General features: G+C 37.9%; 11 protein-coding genes and 1 tRNA gene. 8 read left to right on the top strand and 4 right to left on the bottom strand.

Annotated features, from left to right (window positions below; translation table 11 throughout):
• Positions 1–102 precede the first annotated feature (102 nt).
• Positions 103–1,029, bottom strand: a complete 927-nt coding sequence (locus WAX86_RS19815; RefSeq protein ID WP_068946525.1) for a helix-turn-helix domain-containing protein — start codon at positions 1,027–1,029, stop codon at positions 103–105.
• Positions 1,030–1,709: 680 nt separating this feature from the next.
• Between WAX86_RS19815 and WAX86_RS19810 the strand changes: the two genes are divergently transcribed.
• Together WAX86_RS19810 and WAX86_RS19805 are read left to right on the top strand one after the other, a co-directional pair.
• Complete coding sequence (locus tag WAX86_RS19810) at positions 1,710–2,942, top strand: serine/threonine protein kinase (RefSeq protein ID WP_044179556.1); 1,233 nt, start codon at positions 1,710–1,712, stop codon at positions 2,940–2,942.
• A 169-nt stretch (positions 2,943–3,111) separates the two neighbouring features.
• Positions 3,112–3,188, top strand: a tRNA-Pro gene (locus WAX86_RS19805).
• Position 3,189: 1 nt separating this feature from the next.
• Here WAX86_RS19805 and WAX86_RS19800 read toward each other — a convergent pair.
• Entirely contained in the window at positions 3,190–5,322 is a 2,133-nt protein-coding gene (locus WAX86_RS19800) for an EAL domain-containing protein (RefSeq protein ID WP_341489569.1), read from the bottom strand.
• A 430-nt stretch (positions 5,323–5,752) separates the two neighbouring features.
• Positions 5,753–8,578, bottom strand: coding sequence for an FAD-binding and (Fe-S)-binding domain-containing protein (locus tag WAX86_RS19795; RefSeq protein ID WP_341489809.1), 2,826 nt, complete (start codon positions 8,576–8,578; stop codon positions 5,753–5,755).
• 160 nt (positions 8,579–8,738) lie between these two features.
• On the opposite strand from WAX86_RS19795, the gene WAX86_RS19790 reads away from it, so the two are divergent.
• The 3 genes from WAX86_RS19790 (at position 8,739) to WAX86_RS19780 (ending at position 11,146) form a co-directional block, all read left to right on the top strand.
• Positions 8,739–9,641 (top strand): LysR family transcriptional regulator, encoded by a 903-nt coding sequence (locus WAX86_RS19790; RefSeq protein WP_341489568.1) that lies wholly within the window; start codon positions 8,739–8,741, stop codon positions 9,639–9,641.
• A gap of 96 nt (positions 9,642–9,737) precedes the next feature.
• The gene (locus WAX86_RS19785; protein WP_341489567.1) at positions 9,738–10,310 is read left to right on the top strand and encodes a type II secretion system protein; all 573 of its coding nucleotides are present in this window, start codon (positions 9,738–9,740) and stop codon (positions 10,308–10,310) included.
• A gap of 449 nt (positions 10,311–10,759) precedes the next feature.
• Positions 10,760–11,146 carry a hypothetical protein gene (locus WAX86_RS19780; protein ID WP_341489566.1) on the top strand — a complete coding sequence of 129 codons (387 nt, stop codon included), beginning with the start codon at positions 10,760–10,762 and terminating at the stop codon, positions 11,144–11,146.
• A gap of 71 nt (positions 11,147–11,217) precedes the next feature.
• On the opposite strand, the gene WAX86_RS19775 is transcribed toward WAX86_RS19780, so the two are convergent.
• Positions 11,218–13,035 (bottom strand): amidohydrolase, encoded by a 1,818-nt coding sequence (locus WAX86_RS19775; protein ID WP_341489565.1) that lies wholly within the window; start codon positions 13,033–13,035, stop codon positions 11,218–11,220.
• A gap of 282 nt (positions 13,036–13,317) precedes the next feature.
• Here WAX86_RS19775 and WAX86_RS19770 point away from each other — a divergent pair, with 282 nt between their 5' ends.
• The 3 genes from WAX86_RS19770 to uhpT all read left to right on the top strand — a co-directional run bounded on the left by WAX86_RS19770 (position 13,318) and on the right by uhpT (position 16,598).
• Positions 13,318–13,662, top strand: coding sequence for a helix-turn-helix transcriptional regulator (locus WAX86_RS19770; RefSeq protein WP_237042950.1), 345 nt, complete (start codon positions 13,318–13,320; stop codon positions 13,660–13,662).
• Positions 13,663–13,811: 149 nt separating this feature from the next.
• Positions 13,812–14,885, top strand: a complete 1,074-nt coding sequence (arsB, locus tag WAX86_RS19765) for an ACR3 family arsenite efflux transporter (RefSeq protein WP_068969700.1) — start codon at positions 13,812–13,814, stop codon at positions 14,883–14,885.
• A 312-nt stretch (positions 14,886–15,197) separates the two neighbouring features.
• Positions 15,198–16,598, top strand: a complete 1,401-nt coding sequence (uhpT, locus tag WAX86_RS19760) for a hexose-6-phosphate:phosphate antiporter (RefSeq protein WP_065170611.1) — start codon at positions 15,198–15,200, stop codon at positions 16,596–16,598.
• Positions 16,599–16,612: the final 14 nt, after the last annotated feature.

The following is a 16,612-nucleotide window of genomic DNA, read 5'->3' as shown; positions in this document are numbered from 1 at the left end:
CGGCAAAAATAATTAGAACAAAATGAAAAGCCCTTTACTAAAATGTTCCCTAATCATTAGGTACAAAGTAAAGGGCTCTTTTTTCGATTGATATATTAAAAATTAGCTATTAACTAACTCCAACATTTGTTTTTGTACTTGTCCTTGAACAGATGCAGTCTGCTCAATCCCTTGGCGCATATCCAAATGATTCGTGCGATATTCCCGTGGAGTGACACGCAAAATGGATTTAAATTTCGCATTAAAATTCGATAAAGATGAAAAACCGACCTCTGCACCAATATGTGCCACACTCCAATCAGTAGAAACCAGATAACGCGCAGCTTGCTTTACTCTTTGCTCAATCAAATATTGGCGAAAAGTTACGCCAAGGTTGGCATGAAAAAACCGCGAGAACGTACTCTCTGCCATGCATAATTGTTCGGCAACAACGGTAACAGTTAACGGTTCTGCTAGGTTATTTTCAATGTATTTAAGGGCCATCTGTACCCTATCTTCTGCTCGTTTGCTGTTACTAATTTCGATACAGTTATTGATTAAATAACGCTCTGGGGTAATAGCGGCTAATTCATCAAGCAGAGCCAATAAATTCAAAACTTGTTTAAATTCAAAGGTGTTTTCCATTTTCTGGAAATACGCTTTAAACAGACTTAACTGCTCGCCACTAAATAGCAGACCACTCTTTGCTTGTTCTAACATACTGCGAATATTGGCAAATTGAACGCTATCAACAAAAGTCTGCCCTAGTGCATTCAATCTAAAATGAAGTACATCACAATCATTTACCGAAGCTCGACGGGAACAACTGCTTTTCTCAAGAGATAAACGAAACGGATTAAAAGGAGCTAAGAGAACGATTTGATTAGGCTGTAGCTTGAGATGATGGGTTGCAAGATGAAGAATACATCCGGGGCTATTTGGGTGTATCAATATATAATCAGCACCGAAAATAAGATGCTGAGTTTCCTCTAATTTTTGCATATCAAACATCAAAAACTTGGCTGTTTGCGCCACAGCTCTCTGATACATGATTGTCTCCTCCTTGACTCATCTAAACATTTTAAACCAGCAATCCAGTTTAGTGACTCTGTCTATTCATGTTTAAAAGACAGCTCAGCTTCCATAGCTTTATACCTCAATCATTTATAGATACTTAGGTATATGTTACTTATTCAATATTACCGTTATGGATAAACGAGCTATTCATTCAAATTTATATTAACGACGTATTATTGATTGAATTTGATTAATTCGCCGTTGTAATAAAGTCAAAACGTGATATTCGTCTTCAGCTTAACAAGAACAATGCTGTTTATGTGATAATCAGACAGAAACAAAAAGAAATGAAAATAGCCACTTTCATAAAAAGACAATCTTACGCACAGTTTATAATCGTCAAAAAAACGTCAACAAAGAAAACTCTATCCTTATGATTTAAAAGTCTTTTACTCATAAAAACATCGACAGCAGATTTTTATTAGTTTCCAGCATAACTTGACTATTAAGCAAAAATAAAAAGCGCAATATATAAGTCATTGAAGGGCGGAACAAAGCTCATCAACGGAAAGAAATAGAAACATTATACATTGTGAGAGATACGATCAAAAAATACATTCGCCGTATATCAATAATAATTCACGGCAATAAATAACAATGTTAATGAAGGAATCTATTTCATAATTAATATTCGTTCTCACGGAGAATTAGCAATGAGTATTTCTAATGACTTATATCCAAATGCATCTTTACCACTAGAGCGCAAAGATTCTGGTGTTCCAATTGTGCGCCCTGGATTGCATGTTGAGTCTTATAACGATTTTGACCCTCTTCGCCACGTAATCGTTGGTATCGCTGACAACCAGCATATTCCAGAAGCGTGCCCTGCAAGTAATGAAAAAATCCCTGCTGACTCTCCAATGCGTGGCAGTAAAGCAGGTCGCCGTACACAAGAGACCATCGATCGTGCGAATGAGTGCTTAAATGGCTTTGCTAAAATCCTAGAAAATCGCGGCATTATTGTTGACCGCCCAGGAGCTGTAGACTGGCATTCTCGTATTACTACACCTGATTTCACTATCAGTTCTGGCTTTGGTTGTATGCCTCCTCGTGACTGCTTACTAACTATGGGTAAGAGCATTCTGATGGCACCAATGAGCTTCCGTAGCCGCTACTTCGAATATCTAGCATATGTCGATCTACTACGTGAGTACTTTGAATCAGACCCTGAGTGTATGATCGAGCAAGCACCTCGTCCTCGCCTATCTGATGACAGTTTCCGTATGGACTATGTTGCCGCTTACGAATATCTATCAGATGAAGAAACAATGGCTCGCTCTCTTCGTAAAGAGTACAGCACCAAAGAAACTGATATTCTATTTGATGCTGCCGATGTTATGCGCCTAGGTAAAGACATCTTTGTTCAGCACGGCCTAACTACTAACCTTGCTGGTATTCGCTGGATTAAGCGTAAGTATGAGCCAATGGGATACCGTATTCATACTCTAAGCTTTGAAGATAACCACCCAATTCATATCGATGCAACATTCTGTCCGCTACGTCCAGGATTGATGTTATTGAACCCTCATCGTCCTCTATTCAAAGGCCAGCGTGATATCTTTGAGAAGAACGGTTGGGAAATCGTGGAAGCGGTTCAACCTGCATGGGATAACCCACCTCCGCTATGTTACTCAAGTACTTGGTTATCAATGAATACCTTGATTCTTGACCATAAAACTGTGTGTGTTGAAGCGTCTGAACATGGTCAAATGGAGCAATTTGATAAGCTTGGTTTTGAAGTGGTTCCTGTCGATCTTCGTGATGCTTATGCGTTTGGTGGTGGTCTACACTGTGCAACAGCTGATGTATGGCGTGAAGGTACTTGTGAAGATTACTTCTCTAACCAATTCTTCGGTGCTCATAGCGTTGAGAACTGGGAATACTAAACTATCGAACTCACTCCTTGAGCTAAGATAATCCAGTAATTTAAGAACCTCTATCAATTTGTTAGAGGTTCTTTTTTATTATCGATAGCGTGATCTCACAAACAAAAACCATGACTATCTAATTGAATTAGTTGATTTAAATAAAAAACACTTTTACGGTATATGTTATCGGACTGTAGCGCAGCTTGGTAGCGCACCGTCATGGGGTGTCGGGGGTCGCTGGTTCAAATCCAGTCAGTCCGACCACTTAATTATTTACTTGAAGCCAGTCTTGAGCAAACTGTTCACTTGGTATTGGCTTGGTATACAAAAAGCCTTGGGCAAAATCGCACCCCATTTCACTTAATAGCGCTTCTTGCTGTTTATCTTCAACCCCCTCAGCAACGAGCTGGAGGCATAAGCTTTTTGCTACAGCGATAATGGCAGTTACAATCTTTCGATTAGCGTCATCAATTAATAATTCACTAATAAAACTTCTATCAATCTTTAGCTTATTAACAGAAAAATGTTTTAGCTTACTCAAAGAAGAATAACCTGTACCAAAATCGTCAATAGAAACTGTAAAACCAGCTTTAGCCAATTGATTAATATTATCTTCGGCTAAATGAGGACAAACAACAACAGCTGACTCTGTAATCTCAATATCTAACAAATAAGGAGAAATACCTTCTTCTTCAACTAACTGAATAATACGCTGCGCACAGGATTCTTGGCCTATCTCTTGAGCAGATATATTAATGGATAGACGCCCATTCAATACATAACCTTGATTTTGCCACGACAACATTTGACGACAAGTATGGCGAATCACCCAATTACTGATTTCACTAACTAAATGTCGTTCTTCAGCCAAAGGGATAAACTCAGCAGGCGAAATCCAGCCAAGATCATCATCAAACCAACGGAGCAATACTTCAGCGCCTACACATTGCTGACTATTTAAATCAATGAAAGGTTGAAAGTTAAGTGCGAGTTTATCTTGGCGGATGGCTGATAATAATTTTCTGGCTAATGTTATTTTACGATTTAACGCTAATTCCATCTCTGGTAGATATAAACAAAAACCATTTCCTTGAGCTTTGGCTCGATACATCGCAATATCTGCTTGCTTTAGTAACGTACTAACACTGGGCCCCTGCTTTTCACATACGGTAATGCCGATACTTGCCCCAACCGAAATATTTTGGCCTTTCAGTGGAATGGGTTGAGAAATCGTTTGATGCAATTTATAAGCTATTGTTTGAGCTTGTTCTGCATCAGTATCGGGAGCAATAACAACAAACTCATCCCCACCAAGACGGGCTAATGTGTGGTGAGACTCTAAAATTGAGCGTATTGTTTGCCCTATCGTTTGTAATAAACAATCCCCATGGTCATGACCTTGAGTATCATTGAGTAACTTCTTTAAACGCTTTAGAAAAAGAGCTCGGTTTGGTAACCCAGTCAATGAGTCATAATAAGCAAGCTTTTCAACTTGGTTTCGGGTCGCTTTTGTTTCAGTAATGTCTTTTTTTATCGCCATGTAATGAGTAACAGAACCATCACCATTCTCTTGGCGTATTGGCGTTATACGTGCAAATTCAACATATTCTGAGCCGCAACTTTTTCGGTTAATAAACTCCCCTTGCCATCGCTCTCCACTGCGTAATGTTTTCCATAAATCTCGATAAGTATCCCGAGTTGTCTTACCTGATTGCAGTACGCGAGGATTTTTACCTAAAACATCTTGAGCTTTATATCCAGTCGAACGCTCAAACTCATCGTTCACATACTCGATATTGCCACGAAGATCCGTAATAACGATGGTTTCAGAACATTGATTAATCGCTAAGGATAACTTATCCCAAGTAATGGAAGGGCTTTGATTAACAGAAGTACTTTTCAATGTGTACAGCAGTACAAAATAAGACATCAATGAATAGATAGCTTCCATCTCAACTTGATGAAATGCATTTAAATTAGATGCGCATATTGAAAAATATCCAATAATTCGTTTTGAATTCGTTATAGGAAATAGCGCAATGGATTTTGTACTAAAAGGAAAGACGCTTAAATCATCCTGACTATTAGGATCTAATGTCATAATGAATGGCTTTCTCTGACATTGAGTAAAATCCATGGAAAAATGTTTAAAAACGAGAGAAATAGGTAGCGAGAAATCGTTACTGTAATTACCAGAACGAGTTAAATTGACAAACTGCTCAGTAACACCTTCAAATAAATCAAAAGATGCTCCACATATATTATCTTCTTTTAAGGCACTACTGCATACAGCTTTACAATATGCAATTAATGACATTTTACTTAAATCACTTCTATTAAACTCAGAGAGTAAACGAGTTGACCAATGAGTAAACCCCATTTTACTGATTAATGTCATTAACCATACCTTAAAAGTAATCAATATATTCTATTCATATCAAGAAAATAAATTATATCAAATTTGCTTTCAATTGATATTCAATGCCAGAATTTTGACATAGAGATAAGAATTGTCAATGTAATATGCTCTTATATTTATAATTTTTACTACATTCACGAACTAAAGATTCCAATATGGAATATAGTTAACCATATTTAATACTGTTTACATAAATATATAGCAACTAAATACAGTAATCATTATTTAAATTAACTTACAAAATAATAAGAATATAATCTTGATGTTGATAGCTTCCTTTATATATGCAATTAATCAAATAAACAAAACCCATACAACGCACACTATAAAAACAAGAAAATACATACAAAATGAAAATAAAAAGGAAGACTCATGAGCCTTCCCTTTCAATATCACTGACAATAAATAATTAACAACTTACTTTATCAATTAAATACAAGATTGAACGATATTCAATACCACTATGCTCCGATAATCCAATCTCACATGTCCGACTATTTGAATATCCCTCACTGCAGTTTATAGGTACCTGGGCTTTTAATGATGAGAGCGCAGATGCATTTAGCTCTGGTGTTGTGAAACCTTTATCACCAGCAAAGCCGCAACAGGTTACATCTTCAGGAATAATCACCGTCTCTGCGCATTGTTTTGTCACTTGCTCCATAACCCCAGCTAAGCCTTTACGTCGTGAAGTACAAGTGATATGAAGCATCACAGGCTCTTTTTGTGGAGTAATGGTTAGTCGAGGTAAGACAAAATCTGCAACAAATTTGAACGGTTCATAAATAGTCAGTTCACTGCTCATTACATCTTTACTAAGACTAGCACAAGGACTGGTATCCATTAATATTGGTAACGTACCTTGCTGTGAGACATGAAGTAATGCTTGCTCTAGTTGGTAAGCTTTATCTTTTGCTGTGTCGACATAACCTTTACTTTTGTAGGGCATACCACAACATAGATTATTTAGCTCATCAGGTAATATGACTTGAAACCCCGCTTTTTCAAGTAGTGAGACTGTAACATCCATCAAACTACGCTCATCACTAGCTCCTCGTTCAGTGCCCATATTTCGTGTTGAGCAACTCGGGAAATACACAACTTTCTCTTTTTCGATGGAAAATATAGTTGGTGGTAACATTTTATGAGCAGGCATCGGCATGTGAGAAGTCCACAACGGCACTCTCTGTCCTGATAAGGTTCTTACCCGTTGCATTATACTGGACATATTTTTGGTCCCTAATACCTTATGAAGACCATCAGCCGCGGCCAGACCTAATTTAGCACCGCGTGTTACTGCCGCAAAATGTTCTCCTGTCCATTTCGCAATCGATTTTGCTTTATCACTGTGATTCTGACGCAGTTTACGGACAAGATCTCCTGTATTGATTCCAACAGGACAGCGGTCAGCACAAAGCCCTGTTGCCGCACAAGTATCTAATCCTAAGTACTGATAAGACTGCTCCATTTGATGCAGTCTTTCTGGCGATTCATTGGTTTTGCGTAAACGACAAATTTCACGGTAAACCACATTACGTTGACGGGGGGTAAGCGACAGATTTCGAGATGGACACGCAGGCTCACAAAAGCCACACTCAATACAACGATCAATTAGCCCGTCTGCATCTGGCATCTGTTTTAAATGACGAATATGCGACTGGTGATCAGAATTAATAATCACCCCTGGGTTTAGCACACCATGAGTATCAAATATACGCTTGATACTCTGCATAAGCTGAAGGCCATCGCTACCCCATTCAAGCTCGATATAAGGTGCCATGTTACGTCCTGTACCATGCTCAGCTTTTAAAGAGCCTTGATATTCAACCGCAACCAATTGAGCCACAGCTTCCATAAAATCAGCATATCGTTGAATCTCAGCTTCACTATCAAAAGCCTGATTAAAAACGAAATGCAGATTACCCGCTAAAGCATGACCATAAATAATCGCTTCATGGTAACCAAATTGAGTAAATAATTGCTGCAATTGACGCACAGCAGGAGCGAGCTTTTCAATAGGAAATGCAACATCCTCAATAATAGCGGTTGTACCTACCTCTCGCACTGCACCAACAGCAGGAAAAACCCCTTTACGGATTGCCCATAATTGATCACAAAGGGCTTTATCTTGGCTAAATTCAATCTGCGCAATCGTTTTGAAAGAAGCGATAATCTGAGTTAACACAGCAATCTGCTCGTTTAAATCTTCACGATGTAAACCATGAACTTCAATCAATAATGCCGCCGCTTCGGTATTACCATCAGCTTGCAACTTTGCAATAAACTCAGGCATACCAGGTTGATCGGCAACCGATGCTAATGAACGATTATCAAGTAACTCTACCGCTGCAACCGATGTTTTTGCCAACTCACTAACAGCTAAACACGTTGATTCAATATTATCAAAAACATACAAACCCGATGCTTTAAACTGATGCTCAATTACAGTGTTATAAGTAATATCAGCAATGAACCCCAATGTTCCTTCTGAGCCAATCATAAGGTGCTGTAAAATCTCAATGGGATCATCAAAATCAATCAGCGAATTAATACTATATCCTGTGGTATTTTTTAAACGATATTTATGACGAATTTTATCACTAAGAGATCGATTTTCTTTGCATGATGCTGCAAGCTGTTTTAGCTCCAATAACAAATCATTATGACTCTGTTTAAAAGCTTCAACACTATGTTTATCAAGAGTATTGAGCAATGTTCCATCAACAAAAACAATCGTCATCCCAGCTAAGGTTTGATAACTATTTTGAGCGGTACCACAACACATACCAGAGGCATTATTGGCTGCTATACCTCCAATTTTACAGGTATTAATAGAGGCGGGATCAGGACCTATTTTACGTCCATAAGGTAATAAATATCGGTTAGCATCGGCTCCAATAATGCCAGGCTGCAACCAAATTTGCTCACCATTATTAAGAATCTTATGATGACGCCAATTGGTTGTAAGTGTAATTAACACCGAGTCTGAAATGGCTTGCCCTGAAAGACTGGTACCCGCAGCTCGAAATGTGACTGGAATATGTAAACGATAGCACTGTTTTACCGTGAAAATGACTTCATCTAGAGAATCCAGTTGCAAAACAATTTTAGGAATCAGCCGATAAAAACTGGCATCAGTTCCATAAGCAAACGTTAGAGTAGGATCAGTAATAATTCTTGTGCTTTCGATATGCTGATTAAGAATCTCTAATAATTCTTGGTAAGATGTGTCCATCATTGCTCCATTGCTTTTTTATTATTATTTCTATTGCTAAAGATATATAAACTTCATCACATAGATATATACCTAAGTAACTCATTAATATTCTATATGTGCATTTTTAGTTAATATATATCGGTTAATTCACAAAACTGTTGCAAAAAGTTGATCAATAATGCGCACTTCAGACGATTTAATCTTGTTTTACCACCTGATAGAACACGGGTCATTTAGTAAAGCCGCTGAACAAGCAGGCATAACGAAATCTGTTATAAGCAAAAGAATCAGTAAATTAGAGGCTGATCTTGGTGTGCAATTGATATATAGAACGACTCGAAAATTAACTCCAACAGAAGCTGGTATTATTTTTTATTCTCATGCCAAAGATGTATACCACTCGGTTCAAAATGCTATGAATGCGATGAGCGGTTTGGAGGAAAGTATCTCAGGGACGATAAAAATCACTGTGCCAACTATTTCTGGAGAAATGATATTACCTCAAGCGATTTCCGAATTTTCGCAACAATATCCAGATATAAAAATCGAAATGGATTTAGATAATCGTTTTGTTGATATAATAGATAAAGGATTTGACCTTGCTATTCGTACAGGAGCTCTACCTGATTCAAGCTTAATTGCGCGAAAACTCATTAATGCACACTGGATTATCTGCGCCTCTCCTACTTATTTGCATAAGTATGGACTTCCTCAACATGCATCTGAACTCACAAGCCATAATTGTTTAGGGTACAGTTACCAAGAAACAGGAGCTAGCGAATGGCTAATCAATGACAATCAGGGTATTCATACTATGACAGTCAAAGGGAATTTTACTACAAATAATGCCTCAGCCCTTCGTCAAGCAGCACTGCTAGGACAGGGAATCATTTATGTACCTAAAATATTGGTATCAGCAGATCTTGCTAATGGTGATTTACAAGAAATTTTATCAGGACAAGCAGCCAAACATTTGGGAATATATGCTGTATATCCCTATACAAAACAACAGGCTATAAAAATAAAGCTCTTCATTGAACATCTTCATAAATGCTATCAACAGCATAAGAAGCTATTTTAGCAAGCAAATAAAGTATTTCTAGACACAATGGATATCCCTAAGCAATAAAATGCACTAAAATACATTCATTCTGATTATTATTAGTTCTCATTTATTATGAAAAAGGTTGTGGGTTTTACCCTAATTGAACTGGTTGTTGTGATTGTTATCTTAGGTATTTTAGCAGTCACCGCAGCACCAAAATTCTTAGGTCTACAAGTCGATGCCCGAAATGCAGCTCTGAAAGGGTTAGAAGGAACGCTAAAATCAGCGCTTGGTGTTGGCTATTCAAAAATGGCTATATTAGGGGTTGAAAATAGCTCATACGCAACAAATAGAGCAAGAGGAGATAATGAGAAGGAAAGCTTGGGGATTTTTTCTGTCAATATGTCAATTATTGGTTGTCCTAAAAATAGTACACCAACTTGTGTATTTCAATTTGGCTATCCACAAGATCCATATACTTTTGAACAAATGGTCGAAAACGTTGGCTGGAAAGATTCTGATTCCGGCTGGACCTTCTTTTATGATGATACATCAATCATATTTACATTTTCAAATAATGTAAAAAAAATGAAGATTAATGACGAATACAAAACAGATCTAATACACAAAAATTGCTATCTTAAGTACACACCGCCACTAACAAATAACAGTAGTTACTCTTTACAATTAATAAACTGTAAATAGTTATAAAATGGCAACTTACCTGTACACATAGCACCAAATCAATAGCATTGCATACTATTGCAAAGATCTCTCACTTATTTATCATACAAATATCTTTTAAGTCTGATAAATAGTTAAGGAGTAATCAATGGCTAAAGGTGATATGAGTACAGGTAAAGGCAAACGTCGTCATCATTCATACGGTAACACTCGTCTAACCGAAAAGAATTACAAAAAGCATCATACTATGTAACTGATTGTAATTTCTGCTCTCGCTAATAAAACATCAGTACTAAGCCCAGATGTTATGTTTCTTGGTATCTGGACTTAGTATTTCGCACCTAAAGCGCTCAAAATTAGCATCCAATAAAAACAAAAATATTAAATGCTATTTTCATATTCAACCTAAGCTATATCATTTACTCATAGGCGTTAACCTATCACTTCTATTCCTTTTTTAGGTTGATTTTATGAAAAAGATCAGATATCCATTTGATTTACACGGGCATATCTCTGTACGATTTAAAAAAAATATTACTCCAGTTTTTTTAGAGACATGTGATAATAATAGTGCAGACATATCTATTGATGACTTTGTTGTTAAAGCATTTGAATACGATGCGGAATCACGCTTGTTACAAGTTTCATTACAAAAAGCAATTAATGCAACTGATGTTACTGAGTGTGATAGTGTTATGACGGGAGAAGAATTAGAAAACAATGTGATCAAATTAGATTTAATATATTGCTTATACAACGCAGCAATTATTAGCTCGCATATTTCTTATCCATTGGACGATAGTTCATTCATCAAATCGATCACGGTATCTAAGCCATTGACGCTAAAACTAAATTAATCTCAATAAGCTTGATTTAGGATGAATCAAGCCTATTAAGATCATATCAATTACACTCCAATTTAAATCAATTAGTTTAAATTAATATTTTCGCGCTGATACACAACAGCATTATCATTGATTGTGGTTTGCACTCGTATCTTTTCAATTTTTAATGGATCGATCTTTAACGGATTATCCGATAACACGACAAAGTCAGCTTCTTTTCCAACTTCAATCGAGCCTTTTCTGCCTTCTTCAAAATGTTGGTAAGCGGGCCAAATGGTCATGGCTTTTAACGCCACCAGCGGAGCTACTCGCTCAGTTGGGCCAATAATATCACCAGAACGTGAGCGACGATTCACGGTAGCAGACAATACTCGCATCGAATCAGGTAATGCGACAGGTGCGTCATGGTGAGAAGAAAACTTCATTCCTTGCTGATAAACCGAATTGGTTGGCGAGATAAATTCAGCTCGTTCTGGACCTAATACTGAGTCTCGATGCCAATCGCCCCAATAATACGTATGCATAGGAAATAATGATGGGAAAATATCAAGCTGCTTTAAGCGCACAATTTGATCTTCACGCAATGTTTGACCATGAATCAAAACTGGACGACGATCTTTTTTCCCATATTTGGCTTCGGCTTGTTTAACTGCAGCAATAAAGACATCAATCGCAGCATCACCATTAGCATGAGCTAAAATCTGCCAATTATTTTTATAAGCTTGCTCAACGTATTCAAAGGTTTTTGCATTACTTACCGCCGGATAACCGACATAAGCATCATTTTGACCTTTAGGTGGAACATGATATGGCTGAGTCAACCAAGCAGTCTTTCCTTGCGGAGAACCATCAATGGTCAACTTTGCCCCTCCAATACGGAAATTATTCGTGTAATCTTTACTCAAATAAGGACCTGAAATGGTTTCAGAAGCGATGACTATATCAGGATACACCACCACATCGATTGGGTTACTGCCACGAGCAGAAACAGCCTCCATCACTGGCATAATATTAGGGAACGCTCGACCTTCTTGTCCTGTGGTATAGCCATATTGTGAATAAAGCTCCATCCCAGCCATAAATAACTTTTCGTTATCTTGATCGGTTAGGTTCTCAAGCATTTTTCCAAGTACTAAATAGAAAGCATTTTCTTCTAATGTTCCATTGGGTTCATTAGTGCCCAGTTTACGAACAAATACACCACCTTCAGGATCGACGGTTTCGGCATTAATCCCAGCAAGTTCAAGAGCTTTGGTATTTACTGCGGCCAAGTGACCCGACTGATGAATCGCAATAACAGGTAATTCAGTCGAAACCTTATCAAGATCCTCTGCAGTTGGATGTCGTTGCTCTGCTAATTGTGAATTATCATAACCAAATCCAACAATCCACCCAACTTTATCGGTACGCTCTGGATGTTCTTTATGCCATTGATCTAAGGTAGTAATTAAAGAGTCAATATCTTTGATCTCACCATCAGGCGGAGCTAATAAATTGGCAGATAACGCCTGCATACCCACATTAAAAACATGACCATGAGCATCAACAAAGCCAGGGATCAGTGTCTGCCCATTCAGATCAAAGAGCTCTGTATTAGCATCTTTAAGTTTTAGAATATCTTGCTTATTACCGACCGCTATAATTTTACCGTCTTTAGCGGCAACCGCTTCAACCTGAGGTTGTTTATCGTTGATCGTGACAATATCACCATTCACATAAATCGTGTCGGCAAAAACCGCTGACTCATCTGGCTCATGCTGTTTTTCAGCTTCAATTTGAGTTACCGCTTGAGGTTTTGACTCTTTGACTGCTGTATTTTTCGTTTGATCACAGCCAGAAAGACCTAATATAGAGAATAGAGCGACGGAAAGCGTAGAGAGCTTTAATGGAGTCCCTTTCATGTATTATCCTTAATAATGAAGAAGATACTTATTGCATATTGTGACAATCTTAGCATTAAAGACTGAAAATACTAAAAAAAGTCAGGTCATCAAAAATTTTTTGCAAGTACCCCCTCACTTTTTACCTTTCTGATTTCTAGATAATTTCGGCATATACAGTAAAGAATATCTCTTCATTTTCTTCTCCGTACTCCTTCAGTTTTAGCCACAATACTTGCGTAAAATCAGATGACCGCCTACAATAATCGCAATTAGACGATAAACGATAAACGATAAACGACCATGACAGATCCTTGTAATCGACATTCCTGTAAAGCGTTAACCGCAACAGAAGATCAATTGGCTAAAGAACAAGACTTTGCGTTACAAGCTAAAGCACTAGCGCATCCAGCTCGTGTTCGAATTCTAAATATTTTATTAGAACTGCATAGTTTAAACGGCTGTCTAAACAGCGACCTCGTATCAGAACTGGGGTTAGCGCAATCAACAGTATCTGAGCACTTACGCATATTAAAGCAGGCAGGGTTTATTATCGCAGAGCCTAATCCCCCGAAAGTCTGTTATCGCATCAATCTAACGCAAGTTGAACAATTTAAGCGTTTATTTTCAGCTCTGTTTAATCAATAAGACAATTAAATATACCCAAGTAACCTCAAAATGCGAGGTTACTTTGGTATATATAACGAAGTGGATTTTGCCAGTCCACTTTTCTCTATCGCCAAATTTTTTCAACTAAATTAATCGCAATTCGACGATAAACGAACAAGGTTTTAATTATGAGTACACAACCGCTTCCCACTTCGACAGAAGTATCAGCTCCAGCAAAAATGAGTTTTCTTGACCGTTATCTGACTGTGTGGATTTTTGCTGCTATGGCAATTGGCGTTCTTATTGGAGCAGTATTTCCACAAGTTAGCCATTGGAATGAAGCTATGTCGGTTGGAAATACCAATATCCCATTAGCTATTGGTCTTATTTTAATGATGTACCCGCCTCTCGCTAAAGTTGACTACAGCCTACTGAAAAGTGTCACCAAAGATCGTCAAGCAATGACACTGTCTTTAGTGATGAACTGGATTGTTGGGCCAATCTTAATGTTTGTACTCGCTCTAACTTTTTTAGGTGATCACCCAGGTTACATGGTGGGTATCATTCTCATTGGTTTAGCTCGATGTATTGCAATGGTTCTTGTTTGGAATGACATTGGTGGTGGTAACAAAGAGTATGGTGCCACTTTAGTTGCATTAAACAGTGCATTTCAGATCGTTACATACAGCTTTATGGCTTGGTTATTTATTTCAGTACTGCCACCATACTTTGGATACCAGGGGTTTGCTATCGACATTTCAATGCTTGATATTGCTCATAGTGTTTTGATCTATTTAGGTGTTCCTTTTGCCGCAGGTTTTTTAAGCCGTAAATATTTAGTCAAATTCAAAGGACAAGATTGGTATAACCAAGTATTTATTCCAAAAATTTCACCGATTACGCTCATTGCCTTACTTGGTACCATCATTTTAATGTTTAGCCTAAAAGGTGAAATGATCCTTGAACTGCCAATGGATGTAGTACGCGTTGCAATCCCTCTCGCTATTTACTTTGTGGTTATGTTTTTCGTGAGCTTCTTTGTCGGAAAAAAAATGGGGATCAGCTACGACAAAAATGCTTCTATCGCTTTTACTGCGACAGGCAATAACTTTGAACTCGCTATTGCTGTTTCTATTGCTGTATTTGGTCTTAACTCAGATCAAGCATTCGCCGGTGTTATTGGCCCCTTGATTGAAGTTCCAGTACTCATTGGCTTGGTTAACCTAGCTTTAAGAATGAAGCAAAAATACAACTTAAAGTAATCAACTAGTTTAATATAAAATGATCCCAGCTTTACAGATATACCTTAAAGCTGGGACTGCATTAGGCTTGCCCTTTCATTACGAAAATCTAGCGATAAATGATTTTCTCCCACCATTTATCTCCATATTCGTAATCATAAATTGTGATCCAATCGATATTTTTCTTCCTATTAAGCCAAATCTAAGAAATTTTCCTAGTTTCATTTCTACGACAAAAGGGTATGTTTCGTTCGCATAATTGTTGTACCACGAGTATGAAACTGGAATTTGTTGCTCGTCCTACAACAAGTAATAGATCCCAAAGGAGAAATTATGGAACTGTCCATACTCAAACAAGTGCGTAAACCAACACTTGATCTGCCTGTTTCTGAACGTAAAAAAATGTGGTTTGGCCCATTTATTCGTTCTTACCTTGTAGTTTTTGTTAGCTACATGGTGATGTACTTTATTCGTAAAAACTTCAATATTGCTCAGAACGACCTAATTTCTGATTATGGTATGACCATGACTCAGCTAGGTACTATCGGTTTAGGTTTTTCTATTACTTATGGTATTGGTAAAACTGCACTGAACTACTGGTGTGACGGCAAAAACTCGAAAAACATTCTGCCTCTAGGTCTTCTTCTATCGGGTTTATGTATGCTGGGCTTCGGTCTTGTAATGGGTCCTTCAATGGGTTCGTTCTACATGATGATCGGCCTATATGCACTATCAGGTCTATTCCAAAGTGTGGGTGGTTCAAACTCTTATTCAACCATCACTAAATGGACCAGTAAGAAAAACCGCGGTACGTTCCTAGGTATGTGGAACATTTCCCACAACATTGGTGGTGCAGGTGCTGCTGGTGTAGCTCTATTTGGTGCAAACTACTTCTTTGATGGTAACGTTGCAGGTATGTTTATCGTACCAGCAATTATTGCAATCATTGTTGCATTCATCGGTTTCTTTATGGGTAGTGATAGCCCAGAAGCTTACGGCTTAGGTACAGCAGAAGAACTGTTTGAAGAGCCAGTATCAGAAGAAGATAAAGCAGTTAGCGAAAACCAGATGAGCAAACTGGAAATCTTCAAAAAATACGTTCTATTTAACAAAGTAATCTGGTTATTGTGCTTTGCTAACGTATTCCTATATGTTGTTCGTATCGGTATCGACCAATGGTCAACAGTGTACGGTTACGAAGTTCTTGGCTTTGATAAAGAGACCGCAATTTCTGGCTTTACCATGTTTGAAACAGGTGCCTTAATCGGTACATGTTTATGGGGTTTCTTCTCTGACCTTATTAATGGTCGCCGTGGTCTAGTTGCTTGTATTGCTCTATTAGGTGTAATCGCGACACTTGGTTTTTACCAGCATGCAGATACTATCTTTGCTTATCAAGCATCACTATTTGCACTTGGTTTCTTGGTATTTGGTCCACAGCTTCTAATTGGTGTGGCTGCGGTTGGCTTCGTTCCTAAACAAGGTATTGCGGTAGCTGACGGTATTAAAGGTACATTTGCTTACCTTATCGGTGATAGCTTCGCGAAACTAGGTCTTGGTCTTATTGCAGACGGTACTCCAATCTTCGGTCAAACAGGCTGGTCTGGTACTTTCGTTGCTCTAGATACTGCGGCAATCATCTGTTGTTCAATTATGGCTATTGTTGCCATCTTAGAAGAACGTAAGATTCACCGTGAGAAAAAAGAAAAGAAACTAGCTGAAGCTAACGCATAACTTTCTTTTTAAGA

Source organism: Photobacterium damselae subsp. damselae (genome assembly GCF_038086725.1).
In the GTDB taxonomy this organism is placed as follows: Bacteria; Pseudomonadota; Gammaproteobacteria; order Enterobacterales; family Vibrionaceae; genus Photobacterium; species Photobacterium damselae.
The sequence above is the reverse complement of the archived record's forward strand: the minus strand, read 5'-3'. Positions and strand labels throughout refer to the sequence as shown.